Source organism: Georgenia alba (assembly GCF_042665525.1).
In the GTDB taxonomy this organism is placed as follows: domain Bacteria; phylum Actinomycetota; class Actinomycetes; order Actinomycetales; family Actinomycetaceae; genus Allobogoriella; species Allobogoriella alba.
In genome coordinates this window covers 310738-327622 of the sequence record NZ_JBHTCQ010000002.1, presented here as the reverse complement: position 1 = coordinate 327622, position 16885 = coordinate 310738, and the positions used below count along the sequence as shown (strand labels likewise).

11 protein-coding genes are annotated in these 16885 nt (G+C 65.7%); 2 read left to right on the top strand and 9 right to left on the bottom strand.

The window, feature by feature from the left end; translation table 11 throughout:
- Window positions 1-112 precede the first annotated feature (112 nt).
- On the bottom strand, window positions 113-994 hold the full coding sequence (locus ACFQQL_RS11455) for a LysR family transcriptional regulator (protein ID WP_382394427.1): 882 nt from the start codon (window positions 992-994) through the stop codon (window positions 113-115).
- 224 nt (window positions 995-1218) lie between these two features.
- On the opposite strand from ACFQQL_RS11455, the gene ACFQQL_RS11450 reads away from it, so the two are divergent.
- Window positions 1219-2175, top strand: coding sequence for a uracil-DNA glycosylase (locus ACFQQL_RS11450; protein WP_382394425.1), 957 nt, complete (start codon window positions 1219-1221; stop codon window positions 2173-2175).
- Between the two features lie 249 nt (window positions 2176-2424).
- Here ACFQQL_RS11450 and ACFQQL_RS11445 read toward each other — a convergent pair whose 3' ends face one another.
- The 4 genes from ACFQQL_RS11445 to ACFQQL_RS11430 form a co-directional block, all read right to left on the bottom strand.
- Window positions 2425-2865, bottom strand: a complete 441-nt coding sequence (locus ACFQQL_RS11445) for a nucleotidyltransferase domain-containing protein (protein ID WP_382395372.1) — start codon at window positions 2863-2865, stop codon at window positions 2425-2427.
- Between the two features lie 1115 nt (window positions 2866-3980).
- Window positions 3981-7397, bottom strand: coding sequence for a DEAD/DEAH box helicase family protein (locus ACFQQL_RS11440; RefSeq protein ID WP_382394423.1), 3417 nt, complete (start codon window positions 7395-7397; stop codon window positions 3981-3983).
- Window positions 7394-8602: a Fic family protein gene (locus ACFQQL_RS11435; protein WP_382395370.1), complete on the bottom strand. Its 1209-nt coding sequence runs from the start codon at window positions 8600-8602 to the stop codon at window positions 7394-7396. The genes ACFQQL_RS11440 and ACFQQL_RS11435 overlap by 4 nt, the downstream gene beginning before the upstream one ends.
- A 238-nt stretch (window positions 8603-8840) precedes the next feature.
- Window positions 8841-9275: a hypothetical protein gene (locus ACFQQL_RS11430; RefSeq protein ID WP_382394421.1), complete on the bottom strand. Its 435-nt coding sequence runs from the start codon at window positions 9273-9275 to the stop codon at window positions 8841-8843.
- Between the two features lie 67 nt (window positions 9276-9342).
- Between ACFQQL_RS11430 and ACFQQL_RS11425 the strand changes: the two genes are divergently transcribed.
- The gene (locus ACFQQL_RS11425; RefSeq protein WP_382394419.1) at window positions 9343-10533 is read left to right on the top strand and encodes a hypothetical protein; all 1191 of its coding nucleotides are present in this window, start codon (window positions 9343-9345) and stop codon (window positions 10531-10533) included.
- Window positions 10534-10538: 5 nt separating this feature from the next.
- Here ACFQQL_RS11425 and ACFQQL_RS11420 read toward each other — a convergent pair whose 3' ends face one another.
- The 4 genes from ACFQQL_RS11420 to ACFQQL_RS11405 form a co-directional block, all read right to left on the bottom strand.
- Window positions 10539-11675: a restriction endonuclease subunit S domain-containing protein gene (locus ACFQQL_RS11420; RefSeq protein WP_382394417.1), complete on the bottom strand. Its 1137-nt coding sequence runs from the start codon at window positions 11673-11675 to the stop codon at window positions 10539-10541.
- 20 nt (window positions 11676-11695) lie between these two features.
- Complete coding sequence (locus ACFQQL_RS11415) at window positions 11696-13156, bottom strand: type I restriction-modification system subunit M (RefSeq protein WP_382394415.1); 1461 nt, start codon at window positions 13154-13156, stop codon at window positions 11696-11698.
- Between the two features lie 70 nt (window positions 13157-13226).
- Window positions 13227-14330 (bottom strand): hypothetical protein, encoded by a 1104-nt coding sequence (locus ACFQQL_RS11410; protein ID WP_382394413.1) that lies wholly within the window; start codon window positions 14328-14330, stop codon window positions 13227-13229.
- Window positions 14331-14679: 349 nt separating this feature from the next.
- The gene (locus ACFQQL_RS11405; RefSeq protein WP_382394411.1) at window positions 14680-16872 is read right to left on the bottom strand and encodes an alpha/beta hydrolase-fold protein; all 2193 of its coding nucleotides are present in this window, start codon (window positions 16870-16872) and stop codon (window positions 14680-14682) included.
- Window positions 16873-16885: the final 13 nt, after the last annotated feature.

Sequence of the window (16885 nt, the reverse complement as noted above, 5' to 3'; positions counted from 1 at the left end):
GCCGTCGAACGGTCCGGAGCGGCGGTGCCCCGGGATGCGCCACAACGTATCCGCGGGGATCCCTCAGCACTACGAAAGATTTTTGGGGTTATTCATAGACAGTGTTCATGGGTCACTCCCAGGCCGAGTGGGCGGCCTCCATGACCTGACGCATGAACCAGCGCTGCGCGGGCTGCAGCGGGCCGGCCCGCACGTGGCAGTACACGATCACGTCCGGGAGCTCGACCGGCAGCGTCCAGCTCTCGAGCGGCCACCGCTCAGTCCAGTCGGGTGCGACGATCGAGGGCACCACGGAGAGCATCCGGTTGGAGGCGAGCAGCGGCGGGATCGCCGCGAAGCTCTGGACGGTCGCCGACCCGGGCGGCGTCGACTCCCACAGGTACGACGGCGTCACGTGTCCGGTGGACGGGGAGACCTGGGCCCGCGGCGTGCGCTCGACCTCCTCGACGGTCGGGCCGTCGGCGCCGAACATGCCGCGCTGCGCGATGCATACGTAGGTCTCCTGCCGCATCGGGATGGACGCAAGCCGGCCCTCCGGCTTCCACGAGGCGACCGCCACGTCGAGCTGCCCGGTGGCGAGCTGGTCCTCGAGGGTGTCGATCTGCACGCGCATGACCTCCACACCGGTGCGCGGCGCCCGCTGCTGCAGCTGCCGGACGAGGGGCGACAGGACGGTGATCTCGCCCAGGTCAGTGAGCCCGACGCGGAAGACCCGGTCGCTCGAGGACGGATCGAAGACCGCCGCGCGACCGAAGGCGTCGTCGAGCCGGCGCGGGATGTCCCCGAACTGCGCGTACAGCTCCAAGGCGACGCGAGTCGGCTGCACCAGGCGTCCCTTCTTCACGAAGAGGTCGTCGTGGGTCGCGCGTCGGAGCCGCCGAAGGGAATGGCTCACCGATGGCTGCGTGACGTGCAGCCGTTCGGCGGCCGCCGTCAAGGTGCCCTCTTCGATGACGGCGACCAGAACACGCAGGAGGTTCAGGTCCAGACCCACCTGCGGAGGCTACTGCTGGAAGGTGATGCCCCCACCACTCCAATACCCGGGCGTCGACAACGCGCCCGCGGCGCCCCAGGTTCGCGGGCGCGCCAATGGCAATCCACGCTGGCTCACGCAGACTTCAACGGGTCGCGCCCACGTGTCGCGTGGTCGCCAGGTGGATGGCGCGATACTGCAACATTGGGCGACAGCATTCGGGACGGCGGGAGAGGCAGACGAGCATGGCTGAGTGGGCCACCCACGACGAGGTCGCGTGGGCGCGGGAGTACGACGGCTATCTGCGCCTGGCCAAGACTCCCGAGGAACTCGGGAGGCTCATCGGACCCGCGCGAAACTCCTACCTGGTTCGTGGCCAGGTGCCGGACTGGTGCGGCGTAGACCTACTCAAGGGCTGGGCCTTCTTCCTGGCGAGCGTCGACCACCACGTTGGAGGAGACAGTTTGCGTGCGGAGTGGAGAGACGTCCTCGCTGCTGTCCGCAAGCGCCCAGATGTCTACGCCGGCGACAATCCACCCGCATCAAAGGCGGCACCTGCCGCCATCAACCTGCCGACGAACTTTTCCACGGAACCGAAGATGCACGGCGATCCCGGCTTCCTGGCCGCTAAGCAGGCCAGGCTTTGGGAGCCGCACATCGCGCCAATCAATGAGTTCGTCCACCAGATCGGCAAGCAAGTGGGCGCGCCGGTGCCGTATGTCGACCCGGACTCAGGCGGTATCCGCTCACGTGTCCTCTTCTTGCTTGAATCGCCGGGGCCGAAGGCAGTCACCTCAGGAATGATCTCGGTCGACAACAACGACGAGACCGCGAAGAACATGTGGGTCGCTTACCGCGACAGTGGCCTACCCCGTAACCAGGGGCTTCACTGGAATGCCGTTCCTTGGCAGGTAGGTGAGGGCGCAAAGGTCAAGGCCCCCGGCCTCGCGGATGTGAAGGCCGGCCGCGGCTACCTGTTAGAACTCCTGGACCTGATGCCCGCCGTGCGGGTCGTCGTTCCCATGGGTAACAAAGCTCAAGCCGCGGTGTCCGGTTTGGTGGGCGATCTGACCCAGCGTGGCGTGCTCGTCATCGACTCCCCTCACCCGAGTCCGATCCCCACAGCCGTCACGAAAGGCAGGAATCTCGAGGTCGTACTCAACGCATACGTCGCCGCACGGGCCATTTCCAGAGCCGACTGAGACGGCGCGGAGCCGGGCCGGACGTGCGGCGGACAGTCACCACGAACGCATCACCCATCCGCCGGCGGCGCCAAGGTGTCGAGCCAAACTGCCTCTCCGTCGTCGCCGTGAGCTCCTCGGGCGATCAGGCGATCCGCCATAGCGGCGTGCTCGATGCATCGATGGCCGCCACCGTCCGTTCGCCGTAGACACCAGCGATCTCGACACGTCTCTGCGAGGTGCGCGAAACCCTGGCACCGTCCTCGCCGGTCACAGCGGGATGGCTTCGTCCAGGATCCTCGAGCGCCTAGCCTCCAGGCCCGACGACGGCACGAGGTCGACGTGATGCCCGACAAGGTCGACGACTCGCCGCCATGCGCCTGCCAGCGTGAAGGCATCGGCATCGCCGTCGAGATCGACCACGAGGTCGATGTCGGACGTGGCGGAGTCCGTCCCGCGCGCAACGGAGCCGAAGACACGCGGGTTCCTCGCCCCGGCTGCGGCGAGGATCGCCCGGACCTCGTCCGCATGCTCCGCGAGGCTGTCCGAGGGACGCCGGATCGCGGCCAGCAATCGGGCATTCATCGCGGGCGTCAAGGGCCGTGCGCCCGACTCGTAGGCCGCGATGTTGGCGCGGGCAACCCCGGAGACGTCGGCGAGTTCCTGCTGAGTCATGCCAGCACGGACGCGCGCGTCTCGTAGAACCTCCATGGGCCAACGGTATCCGTGATACATCGTCGCGGCGGCAGATGGGAATCCCGGTGTAGCGACCGTTGTCGAGGCGACGGAGCTCCAGAAGGCACGCGGACTCGTAGTGACGTGCCATCGGCTACACACGCCAATCGCCGCCAAATCTAGGTTCCCTACATCGATCACTTCTGCCGCCGACCAGGTCGGACCGTAAGGAGTCACACGACCGAATCGGGCAAATCGTCAACGGCCGACGGCTATTCTCATCCCGTGAGCGGCAGCACGCGCAATAGACAGATCTTTCTCGTGAGAACCGCAAATGACTCACCCGCACTTGGTTCGGCGTGGCGGATCACGGCCAAGCGGAGCGGCTTCTACCTGGACGCTCTCGGAAACGCTGGCGACACAATGCATCTCTCACTCCATGGGCCAGGCCATTCCTTCGCTGGGCATAGGTTTCACGTCAAGGTCGATCGGCAGGCGGTCGCACACGCCAGGAGTGCGGGGCATGTCGTTGAACACGCCGTTCCAAAGAAGGGAGCCCGACTCGACGGTGAGTCGATCGGTCCGAGATCATGGCTCGTGGCGAGATTGCGTTGGAGCTGGGCATTACAGCGCGAACGCTTCCGAGCCAGCGTGGCCACCGCCGCTCCCACACTCGTCGAGGGCCGAGCAGGCTACAGGCAATCAACCATCTTCGGTCCGAACATGGCGTGGGACGTCGACATTGTCGTGTCGTACGACAATCCGTACTGGCCGCCACAATCGCAACGCGGAGTAGGAGATCCGAAGGTGGAACCACTATGGGACGGCGGCCGCTTGTGGCTTACTGCTACATCGTTCTGCCGGTCTCAAATGAAGTACCCCGCGCCCATGGACCTCGTGCCTCGACAACCACGTGCCGGCGAGGAACCAACACGCCTCACGGCAGGAGGTCCTGAGGTTGGTGACGCCGGATCATTCTATTGGTTTGTACAGACAGTCACCGCCAAGAACCTGCTCCCACGGCGGGACGGGCCAAACACACCCCGAATCCCGGCGTGAGACCCGACGGATCGGGCCAGGGTCCGTCAGCACGAGGCATCGCGACTTCCTAGGCAAGGAAACGAACCAGTCCGGCGGACTCTCCGGGAGCGTCAGGCCACCGTCAACTCAGGCTGGGCATTGGCCCGCACCTCACCAAGGATCCGCACGATGTCGTCAACCTGGTCTTCGCTGAAGATCTGATCCGGACCCTGCGGCGCCTCGTCGACGAACGGCGACTCGTAGAGTCGCGCAACGTCCAGAACGCCGTTGGCGGTGAGGTGCTCGATGATGAGGTGGACGAAGTCGAGTTGGTTCGCAGTGAACATACCGTCGACGAGGTAATGGCTGAATGCCTCGGTTGCCGCCTGCCGATCGAGCCCGACCAGGGACCGAATGAAGAGCCCGAGCCCGTGAGAGTTCTCCCGGGCCAGAGCGACGTCCTCTTCGGTTCCGGTCCCAGACTCGACAAGCATCCGCTCAAGCTCACCGAGGTCCCCTGCGGTCAGAGGCTGATTGCGGCGAAGGCGCTGCAGCGAAACGTGGTTCTCGTGTTGACGGAGGTAGGTTCGCGCCTTCTCACGGAACCTCTCCCAGTTGGTACCAGGCGTTATGCCTGGCAGGTCAACCACGGTTCCTTCCCTGACCTCGTCGACGAAGTCCGCGTAGACGGTGTTGCGTCCCTTCTTGTCAACGAACTTCACCAGGGCACGCACGCGACGGCGCACCATCTCGAGCATGGGCAGAGTGACGTCGACCCACCACTCGTCACCGACGATCTGGTCAAGGAGTCCTTGCTGGGCGCGAATAGAGGGCACGGTTGTCCGCGTCAGCAGGGCCTCTGCCAGGCCTTGTACGTTGGTGCGGAGCCGCTCGAACGCCAGGACGTCGCCTTCGACACGGGCGAGCTGAATGTTGAGCAAGAGGAGATCGAACCGCTTGGCGTCCTCGTCGTCGTCGCGAACCGCCGAAGGAAGGCCTGCAAGGTTGGCGGCAATGTCGCCGGCATCCTGTGGCGATAGCCTCGTCCACGATTTCCAGTCCGAATAGCGCTCGACCCATTGGCGCGAGCGACGCACCAGCACGTTCTGCGGGTTCATGCCGCCCACAATTCGGTGGAGGTCCCAAGCTACGTCGACCCGCAATCCGCGGTCGGACGTCTCGCCGTTCCCCACAGGCGGGTCCTCGTCGTCTACCGCGTGGTCTTGGTCGAGCGCCGAGACGAGACCGAGCCGGGCCTCGAAGAGGCGCTCGCTCAGCGACTTCTCCAACGATCCGTCGGTGTCGGGTAGGTCTTGGCTGAAGAACTCGAGGTTGCTGCAGAAGTCGAAGACGTAGAAGTTGCGCTTGTCGCTTCCCGGCCCGAAGAGGTCGTGGCAAAGTCGGGTACCGCGCCCGAGCATCTGCCAGAACTTGGTCTTGGACCGTACGAGCTTGAAATAGACCAGGTTGACGACTTCAGGCACGTCGATGCCGGTGTCGAGCATGTCCACGGAGATGGCGATATGTGGCGCCTTGTCCTTGATCGAGAAGTCGTCGATGAGGGTCTGCGCGTAGGGCACTCCGTGTGTGATGACGCGGGCGAGGTGTCCGGCGTGCTCGGGGTAGTTGACGTTAAACCGCTCTTCGATGAACAGCGCGTGCCGCTGGTTCTTCGCGAAGATGATCGTCTTGCCGATTCGGTCCCCGCCGGCGACCTTCTGACCGTCGGTCATGAGTGTCGCTAGCACCTTGTCGACGGTGTCTGCATTGAAGAGGAATCGGTTGAGCTCCTCTGCACTGACCACGTCCGGCGGGTCACCGCCCTCGTCCCACTCGAGGGCGTCCCACTCGTCCTTCTCGTCCTCGGAGAGCTCGTCGTACTTGATGCCCTCACGCAGGAATTTGGTGCCGACGGACACAGCTACCGGAGGGACGAGGAACCCTTCCCGAACTGCCTCGTCGAGGCCGTAAGCATCGGTAGGAACACCGTCTTCGAGGTCGAAGAGACTGTAGGTGTTCCGATCGACCTCGTTCTTTGGCGTTGCGGTGAGGCCGACGAGTAGGGAGTCGAACCAGGAGAAGATCGACCGGTACTTCTGGTACACGGACCGGTGCGCCTCGTCTATGACCACGAGGTCAAAGTGGCCGGGGCCGAATCGCCGACGGCCGCCATCGACCTCGTTGATGAGGTTGAGCATCGTCGGGTACGTCGATACGTAGACCCGTCCCTCCTCATCCTTGTCCGTGACGAGGTTGACCGCGGTGGCGTTGGGCAGGTGCTTCTTGAAGGCGCTGACGGCTTGGTTGACCAGTGCTGTGCGGTCGGCAAGGAAGAGCGCACGCTTCACCCAGCCCGCGCGCATGAGCTGATCGACGAGCGCGATGACCGTACGGGTCTTGCCGGTGCCTGTCGCCATGACGAGAAGCGCGGACCGTTGCTTCCTGGCGAATGCGTCGTCGATGGCACGGATCGCGCGCTGTTGGTAGTGACGCTCCACGATGTCGCTGTCGATCGGCACGTCGGCGAGCACCTGGCGGCTTGTCCGCCGCTGGATCATGAGCTCGAGCTCGTCGGCGGTGAGGAACCCCTCGACCTTTCGCGGCGGGTAGCCGGCGCCGTCGTCCCACAACCAGGTCTCATAGCCGTTTGTGAAGAAGGTGACGGGCCGGCGTCCTGTCATGACCTCCAGGCGGTCGGCGTACAGCTTGGCCTGCTGCTGCCCGATCGTGGCGTCTTTGGTGGTGCGCTTCGCTTCGACGACGGCGAGCGGCAGTCCGTCCGCTCCCCAGAGCACGTAGTCGACGTAGCCGACGCCATTCGCGTTGGGCATCCCGCTGACTTCGAACTCGCGGTCACGCTCATCAGTGAGGTTCCAGCCGGCACTCAGAAGGTCCTCGTCGATGAGGTGCTCACGGGTCTGCGCCTCGGTGTAGTCGCGGGTGTCGGCGAGCGGTTGTGCGGCTGCCTGACCGGCCTTGATCTGCTCGCGGAGGCGGGCGATCTCGGCGTCCTTCGCGGCGGCGAGATCATCGCGTTCCTTGAGCTCGCGGGCGTGCTGCTCGTCCTGAGCACGGAACCGCTCGGCGAGCCTCGCGACTTCCTCGCGGGTGAGAGGCGCACGCCGGCGGGCGACGGCGGGATCGAACACTGCGCCAGTCGGGACCGCTGCGGGGTCGGTCGAGTAGCGGAACGCCGCCCAGATCATGACGTGGTGCAGCTCGCGAAGCAGGTTGAGTGCGGTCTGCGGGTTGATCGGGCGCGAATCGTGGACGGCGCGGTTGCCGACCTTGCGGATCAGGGTGAGCTTCTGACTGATCGGGCCACCGACCTTGTTGCGGAACGCTGGCGCGCTGATGAGGGCGGACAGGTCGTCGCGATAAGGGAGCCGGAGCCGGTTGACGTCGTAGATGTATCCGACGAGCAGCTCGACGGAGCGCCTGGCATAGAAGCACGCGGACCGCGGGTCCGAGTGGAGGTAGCTCTCGGCGCGAAGGCAGTCGGCGTGGATCTCCGGCCACTCGGCCTTGATGAAGTCGAAGTTGCTCACGTCGGAGCCTCCGATCCCGGGTCAGTTCGATCCAGGAGGACGTCGAGCACGCGAGGCGCGATGAACCGGCGCTTGTAGGCGTTCGGGTCGAGGACCTCGAGGATGCCGATCTCGGTGAGCTGAGAGACGAGCCTGTTGGCTCGGCCGTAGGAGAGATTGAGGTCCGACTCGACCTGGCGAACGGTGAAGGACGGCCGTGCTACCGCTATATCGATGAGCGCGACCGCACTCTCCGCGCGCAACGGAGATTCGCGAACGGATTCCTTAAGTGCGTCTCGAACCTCGCTGAGCGCCAGCATCTGCCGTCGCGTCTCCTGTGCGGCATCGGTCAGGCCCGCGGCAAAAAACGAGATGAATGGGTCCCAGGAGCCGCGGGTACTGACCTCGAGGAGGCGGTCGTAGTAGTCGGCACGGCGAGCCTCGAACCAGCGCGAGACGGTCAGGGTCGGCTCGTGCAGGACTCCGTTCTGGAGGAGGTGGAGCACGATGAGCAGACGCCCGAGACGACCATTGCCGTCGCGGAACGGATGGAGGGCCTCGAACTGATAGTGCGCCATTGCTGCCGACACGACGGGATCGATATGCCGACGGAGGTCGCTCCCCATCCACGAGAGCAGGTCTCGTACACCACTCTCGAGCGTCGGCCCAGGGGGCGGCGGAATGAAGCGGGCTGCGTGGATGGCGTGCGCTGTCATGGGTGCGCCCTCACGAACGCCGATAACGACCTGGATGTCTCGGATCGCGCCGCTGGTCGGGGCCAGGGGTGTTCCCGCCATGAGGATCCGCTGAAGGTCCATCAGCAGTGTGGCGTTGAGGGGTCGCCCCTCCTCGACCCAGCCATAGCCGTGCTCGGCCATCCGCACGTAGTTGAGGATCTCCGTGAGTTCCAGGTCGCCGGGTGCGTCCTCGTCGGCTCGCAGAACCCGGTCAAGCGGGGCGTACGTGCCTTCCAACGCACTCGTACTCTGGGCCTCTCGCCGCAGCGCCGGTTGGCGGAACAACGTCGGGTCAGGAAGCTGGCGGGCGGTGCTGTCGAGCGCGGCGAGAGCGGCACGTGCATCCGCGACACGGCGGTAGGTGGCGCCGGTCAGTTCAGGACTGCGCTCCGGCAGCGGGTGCGGCACAAAAGCACGGTGCGACCAGTCTCCCGTCTGGTCGCTTCCATGGATCGCAACAAGTGACCCCGGAGCGTCTTTGACGAACATGCCCACGTCCACAATGTCACTCTAGGGGGCACTGAGTGACATTGTCAGGCAACCCATGTCACTCAAGTGCGATCTGTTCTGAATCGGAGCATCTCCGCACAGCACCGTACGGCACGGGTCGCAGCATGGTCGACGCCCACGCACGGCACGCGCAAGACCTCGGGTACCGCTCTTTGCCGAGGCTTCGCACAGTCTCACGCAGTCACGGGCGTTGGCCCGAAAGAGCGAAGCATGAGCGTCAGCGCCCGGCTGACGTCCGTTCGTGCGCGAGTAGGCGCTCGACGCTCGTCCGTAGCACCTCATCGGGGCCACGCTTGGATCGCCTTGCGCGGTCGTCATCACGAGCTTGCGCCAGCGGGATGAGGTGCTCCAATGTCGCGAGATCGCGAACGGCCTTTGCGCGCCAAGAGGGGAGCCGATAGCTGATGAGCAGCAGCACCGCAACGGGGGCCGTACCTAGTAGATTCCAGCCCGCATTCTCGAGCCGGACACCAAAGACCCCAATGATCACGGCGATCACCGCACCAGCGGTTATCTGAACCGAGTTGTAGAACTCGGAGTCAGCTCGAACGTGTGCGTGGAGGTAGCGGAGTTCGCCGGCAGTGCAATCCTGCCACTCCTTGACCTGTCGGTCGTACTCCTCGATCTCCTTGCTCCGGCCTTTGGGTCCCATCGTCGATCCTTCCTCGATCCCGTCTATAAGCCCAACGACGACTGGTGTTGATTGAGACACTCGGAGCATGGCAGTCGAACGGTCACCGGTCTTTGATGACAGCGAGCGTGACGATCGGCGGCCCGGCAGGCACGCCGAAGGGACCTTCACGTTCCTCAACCGGGTGGCAGGCGACTACTGGGAGCATGCAAGGTGTTTGATCCAGGAGTGGGCGGATCACATCGCCGAGCCAGCGGCGTACCGTGACCTCCGTTCGCGGCTGCGATCTGACCATGACGGTGAGTTCCGAAGCGCCTTCCTTGAGCTGTACCTGCACGAGAGCCTGATCCGCGCGGGTTTCGACGTGACGTTCCATCCAATGGTTGCTGGCAGCGACCGGCAGCCCGACTTCTACGCCGAACGACGAGACGTGTGCTTCTACCTAGAAGCGACCGTTCCTGGAGCGAGCAAGGCAGCGATCGGCGCGCAACGGCGACGGGCTGACGCGCTCGACGTCATCGACGCACTCGCGGATCCGAACTTCTACCTGTCACTCGAGCGACTCGAAGTAGGGCCCAAGCCGCTGCCGGCGGCGAAGATGCGCAGGAAGGTCATGAGCTGGCTCCGAGGGCTTGACCCTGACCGGCATGGCGATGGCATCAGGGGCCCCTACTTCGACTGGCATGACGAAGGGTGGGTTGTCAGATTCGGTGCGATCGCCGTGCGGCCCGAGCGCCGCGGTGCCCGGCCGGGTCACCGTGCCATCGGCCTGTATGCCGACGCCGAGGCACAGTGGATTGACGATGCTGGGACAATTCGCACCGCGCTTGGCAAGAAGCACCGCGTGTACGGAGTCCCGGACGCCCCATTCATCATTGCCGTTGGCATCTACACCTCTGATCACGATCGATGGGGCAGCGCCAACGCCCTGTACGGACGGGACGGTGTAGAGATTCAGTGGACAAGCAGCGGACAGGTTGTCACCCGGCCAGCTCGCCAACCGGATGGCTACTTCGGTGCGCCGCCGGACTGGAAGTGCCAGCACGTATCAGCGGTGCTCCTGGTGGACCAACTGATGCCCTGGTACGTCGGACGAGCAGATGCCGCCCTGTGGAAGCATCCTGCTCCGACCTACCCACTGGGCGAAACACGTCTTCCGGTCACGACACTGGCAACGGAAGGCTCCAAGGTCGTCGAGCACCCGCCCGTGATCAGTCCTTCGCAGTTCTTCGGCCTACCCGATCCGTGGCCGCCTGGTGAGCCGTGGCCGAAGGAGTAATCGGCTCAGAGCGCTCCCGAGAAGGCGCGGGCTTGGAGGGAGGTGAAGAGGTCGTTGGCCTTCTGGCTAGCACGAACTAAGCCAATGCGATTGGCGCTGATCATCTGCGCACGATGAGTAAAGTCTCGTTGGAGCGGAAACGACGGAACTGGGATCGGCATCGCCTTGATGATCCCCATGTTCAGGCCGTCCATGATCGAGCCTTTGGTCTGCCGCCGGAGGTGCGCCCGTGAGCCGGAGTGCCAGAGGAAGCATGCACGAACAAACTCCGGTAGGACCTGTTTATCGTTGACCGTGATAGCGCAAATGTGCTTGGTGTTGATTGCGGTTGGAATGTCGTCCGGAACGACGACACAACGGCCGACGGTACCCATGATGCTGATGAGTACGTCGCCGGGTGAGACCGTGTATCGCCGGAGTTCCTCGTACTTCGACGGCGTAATGAACCTTTGGTGCGACCAATTGAACTCGTTTCCGACGACATTGTCGAGGCCGAGGACGGCGATCCCTTCGTCCACGAATTCCGAATGTAGAAGTTGGCTCCCGAACGGGCCTGTACGAATCGACCCTTTCGTTTCGGCGGCGATCTCATCAACCGTCGCAGACGGGGCCATGTCGCCGAACATGTCATGGAAGGTCGACTGGGCGAGGGTGTCGAGGAGAGCGAGGGACTCGCGGCGCTTGGTGCGGAGGGCGTCGGCCTGGTCGAGGATCGCGGCGATGCGGCGCTGCTCGTCGTGGTTCGGAATGCTTGGCAGAGGCAGATTAAGAAAGTCTCGGACTGAAGACCGCCTTCGCCGCGGAACAGATCCGAAAGCGATGCCGTCGTACGCGGAGATGAGTTGTGGCGTCAGGAGTAGTCGCGCTACGAATCGAGGGTCGTGGCCGTCCCGGACGCGGAAGGTGGGGTAGAGCGGACTGATCACCCCTGCGTCCACGATCGTGTTCTGAGCGACCGCTCCCGCCCAGAGGAGGTAGGGGTTGAACGCGATGTCATGCCTGCGGACAAGCTTGTAGTTGCTCGTGTCTTCAGTCGCGAGGCGCTTGTGAAACCGATCAGCTTGGCGCACGAATCCGTTGCGCTCGGTGAGCGTCAGCACCGGCTCTTCACCGCTACGCGCTGGCTTCTCCTTGAACTCCACGAGGAGGTCACCAATCGTGTTCACGACAACATCGCCTTCAGATCTTTCAACCCCTGCTGGATCTCGCCCTCCAACTTCTCCAGGTCCGCAAGGATCTCCAGCGGCGGCCGGTGCTCGACCTCCTCATGGACGACCTCCTTGTACCGGTTGAGCGACAGGTCGTATCCGTTATTCGCGATCTCGTCCTTCGGCACGCAGAATGACCGCTCGGCCCGCGCCCGCGCCCGCTCGGCACCGTCGCGCTCGGCCCACCGCGCGAGCACGTCGGGCAGGTCGTTCGCTTCGATCGGGTTGCGCTTGTCGTCCAGGCTGAACCCATCCGCCTGCACGTCGTAGAACCACACGTGGTCCGTGCCGCCGGACTCGGTCTTGGTGAAGAAGAGGATGGCCGTCGAGACTCCCGCGTACGGCTTGAACACTCCCGACGGCAGCTTGACCACGCCGTCGAGCTTCTGGTCCTCCACCAGGGTGCGCCGCAGCTCCTTGTGCGCCTTGGACGAACCGAACAGGACGCCGTCGGGCACGATCACCGCGGCTCTGCCGCCGCTCTTGAGCAGCCGCAGGAACAGGGCGAGGAACAGCAGCTCGGTCTTCTTGGTCTTGACCATCCGCTGCAGGTCCTTCGACGTCGACTCGTAGTCGAGACTCCCGGCGAACGGCGGGTTGGCCAGCACCAGCGAGAAGAGGCCCGCCTCGGCGGAAGCGCCCTCGGAGAGCGAGTCGCGGTATCGGATATCCGGCTGCTCCACCCCGTGCAGCAGCATGTTCATGCTGCCGATCCGCAGCATGGTGGAGTCGAAGTCGTAGCCGTGGAACATCGAGCGGTGGTAGTGGCGGCGCTGTTTGTCGTCCGTCATCACCGACGGGTGCCGATCCCGCACGTATTCGGACGCCGCCACCAGGAATCCCGCCGTACCGCAGGCCGGGTCGCAGATCTCGTCGTCGGGCTGCGGCGCCGTCATCTCCACCATGAGCTGGATGATGTGCCGCGGCGTGCGGAACTGGCCGTTGGTCCCCGCCGTCGCGATCTTGCTCAGCATGTACTCGTAAAGGTCGCCGTTGGTGTCCCGGTCCGCCATCGGGACGTCGTCGAGCATGTCCACCACACGGGCGAGCAGCGCTGGCGTCGGGATCGTGAACCGCGCGTCCCTCATGTGCTCCGAGTACGTCGAGCCGTCGCCGCCCAGCTCACGCAGGAACGGGAAGACCTTCTCACTGACCGTCCGGTGCATTACCCCGGGCTCGACGTCCTTGAACCGGGACCAGCGCAGGTGCTCCTGGTCCGGCAGGAACACCGGCTTCTCGACCGGCTGCTTGGTGCGGCGCGCCCTGTTCTCCTTTCCGATCTGGATGTCATCCAGCCGACGCAGGAACAGCAGGTAGGTGATCTGCTCGATCACTTCCAGCGGGTTGGAGATCCCGCCCGACCAGAACGCGTCCCAAACTCTGTCGATCTTGCTCTTCAGCTCACCGGTGACCACACCGTGCAGAGTAGTTGTACAAGTCACCGCTCACCGTCCAGCGGACAGCTCACCGACTGAGTCGCTTGCGTCAGGAGACCATCAACGCTCGCACCGCGGCGCGAAGCCGGTCGCTCAGCTTCTTGTTCGGCCCCGGCGCTTTCGGCCCGAGCTCTCGCAGCTCACTCTGGGCGATTCGGAGAGTGTGGCCCAATACTCGCGCCGCAACCGCGCTGGCAGCTCCCGATATCGTCCAGACGGGCGGGCGTCCCTGCTTCCCCGATGGCCAGCAGGTGGACAGCGCCAAGACGACAGCCTGGCCAACGATGATCAGGCCCGGGGCTGTCGACACCTCAAACACTGCCTGGGCGACCGGGAGTGTCAGGCAGCAGACCGCCCCGGCAACCAGCCAAGCCATCATGCGTTCCACTCGTAGTCGGACCGTTCGTGTCACGAGCGCTCCATACGCGCCACCGAGTGCGAGCACCGTAGGAACCACCGTCAGCACAAGCCACCATTCGAAACCGGGCCCCGGGACGCCAACGATTGCCAACCCCACGAGGTAACCGACCGAGCTGACGACAAGCGTGTTCGCGAGCACCACCAGGACCAGGAACATCGGATGGTGTTCGTTAGACCCGAGCTGGCGCAAACGACCCTCCGCCCACGATTTACGCGCCAACGCGATCTCGATCCTCTTCGTCTCGCCATAGAAGTCGAACCTTCCGACCTGGACGGAAAGGAAGTACATCAGCGAGGCGACGGGAAGCACGACGAATAGTGCGCCCGCTTGGTCCGGCTCGCTCAGGCAGTACGCGACGACCATCAGGAGCGGGGGCACGAATGCTGCGGCGGTTAGGACGGCGAACCTGGCTAGGAGCGTACGGACCTGCTCTGCCTCGATCCCATCGAGCGCCGCGGATCGTTGCCCGCCGAGGACGATCGCATAGATCGCGAGCAGACCAGTTATCAGAGCTCCCATGCCCCAACCGATGTGCGGCTTTGCGGCCGCGCCGGCGACCGTTGCGAGTTCCCAGACGCCGGAGATTCCTCCGACCAACGGGTGACTCGCGGCCAAGGCGAAGATTGCGATGGAGTACGCGGCCCCATAGATGGTGACCAATACAATCGGTGTCTTCACAGGCCTGAGCGAGAGCGTTTCGTCACCGACGTCGGCCTTTCCGTGCTCGAACATGGATCGGACGCTATTGGTAGGGCCTGACACTTCCGGACGGCGTGCCCACTATGCTCGCCAAGGCAAGGATCTGGCCGTGGTCCAGAAGCTCGAGGCCGACCATGCTGATGCGACCGTCTGTGGTGCGTGCCTCCCGGGTCTTACGCGTGTGCCGACGCCGCCTGTGCATAGCACGGAACCGCAAACGATCATCGAACCAGCCCTGTCCGACGGTTAGCCTCGCCTCCGTGTCGGTACGGCATCCCGCTGTCGGCAAGAGCCCTCCTGCCGAAAACAGGATTCACCTGCACCTTGCCGGGACGAGAGGCGGCGTCGCGATCCCGGCGTGCGCTCGTCCTGCACCGGCCGCCTAGTCGAGCAGGTCCACGAACGTCCGACTTCCGGCCGTCACACTGACCGTCGTGCGCCGGCCGCCCGCGTCCAGCTCGAGCGTCGCGGCGCCGTCGGAGGTGACCCGCACGGCGATCGGCCGGTCCGGGTCCAGCCCGGCGGTGAGCAGGTCGATCCGCGCGTGGGCGACGTTCTGGAGGTCGACGCTCACCGCGTTCGCGGTCTCCCGCTCCCCGACCGGCTCGAGCCGCAGCTCGCGGGCCTCCACCGCCTGGCCGTCGATCGTGAGCGACTCCTCGGTCACCCTCGGCTCGTACTCCGTGTCATCCAGCGCGGCCGACGTCGCCTCGATCCGGCTCCAGCGCGCGTCCGGATCACGCTCGTCGAGCTCGCTGACCCAGTACGCGCGGTCGACCGGCATGCCGAGGTCCGCACGCTCGTCGCCGGGTTGCCACCGGAACATGACCTGCGGCGGCCGGACCTCGCGCGGGACATCGGCCACATAGTCCGCGAGCTCGGGCCAACCGAGCACGCCGAAGTCGCCGTGCGTGGCGCCGTCGTAGTAGTGCGCGCGGTACGGCGAGCCGGCGGCGCGGATCGCGTCCTCCCACTGGAGGGTGTTCTCGAGGGCGATGTCCTCGGTGCCGGCGTCGAGGAACGTCCGCAGGGTGCGGAGGTTCTCGGCGCGCAGCTGGTCACCCTCCTGGGACCGGACGCCGTCGGTGTTGATGTACCCGCCGCCGGAGACGATGCCCGCGGCGGCGAACAGGTCCGGGTGGGTGGCGGCGAACCGCGTGGTCGCGACGCCGCCCATGGAGTGTCCGGCGACGACGGTGCGCTCCGGGTCCAGCGAGTACGTCACGGCGACGCGGTTCCACACCTCCCAGACGTCCAGCTCGGCCTCGTTGATGAACCAGGTGCCGTCCCCGCGCCCAAGCGGCGTGATGCAGATCGAGCCGCGGTCCTCGCACATCGGACCGTACAGCTCGCCCGCGCCCGTGCCGGCGTAGGAGTTGTGGTTCCCGCCGCCGCCGTGGAGCAGGATCGTCAGCGGCGCGGGCGACCGCCGGTCGTAGCCGGTGGGAACGTAGATCGCGTACGGCTGCACCCTGCCGTAGACACGCGGGCGGTTGTCCGGCGGCATCCCCTGCGGTTCGCGCACGTCGGGCTCGAGGCCCTGGCCGAGGTCCACCGACGAGACGTACCAGCGGGTGGAGAACCCGGTCGGGCGGGGCTGCGGCGTCGTCGCGCCCCTGGCCAGCGCGCGCCAGTCGACGTCGAGCGCAAAGTCGGCGACCGTGCCCTCCGTCAGGGCGGCCGACTGGGCGCCGTTGTTCCAGCGCGTCTCCATGCCGCCGAAGCCTCCGACGAGGTACGGCTCGTCCTCCCGGTCGCGGAAGGCCGCGTTGTAGACGCGGGTGCCACCGGCCGCCTCGGGCGGTGCGGCGAAGCCCGTGCCTGCCTCGTTCGCGACGCCGGCGGCCAGGCGCACGCGCCACTCGCCGTTCACCCGAAGGGCAGTTCTCGGGACGGACAGGACGAACGACCGGGCCTCGACGTCCACGACGAGCTCCGCGCCGGCGTCCAGCAGGTCGGTGCGCGATCCGTCGGCGCCGATGAGCCAGGCGCCGCGGGAGGAGACCACCAGCGTCCGGTCGACGCCGGGCGAGGAGACCCTCGCGTCCGCGGGCCACTCGGCGGTTCCGGTCCCGGCATCGTCGTCGACGTCCAGCGCCCACGCCGCGATGGGCAGGTCCGGGTCCACCAGGCTGTTCCAGTCCACGCGCCAGTACGAGCGCGACCCGGCCAGCCCGATGCCGGCACGGAAGATGTCCGCGCCGTTGGCGACGGCGTCCGGGTCCTCGTAGGAGTAGCGCCCCGCTCCGGTGTCGTCGTACAGCCAGTCCGACCAGAGCAGTGCGCCGTCATCGAGGCGGTGCGTTCCCGAGGTGCGCGGGAAGTCCTCCGAGAACGGCCAGCCATCCGGTTCGGGCAGCGCGGGCTCCGCGGCCAGCGCGGCCGGCGGCACGCCGTCGGGCAGGCCCGCGACACCGCCACCACCACCGTCGGCGGGTGACCCGGCGGCGGCCGGCTCCCCGGTCCCGACGGCGGTGGCGCCCCAGGCACTGGTGCTCAGTGCCAGCGCCCCGAGCAGGGCGAGGGCGCGAAGCGGGCGGCGACTGACGTGAGGCTGCGGCGAGCCGAGGTCCATGGCGCTTCTCCAT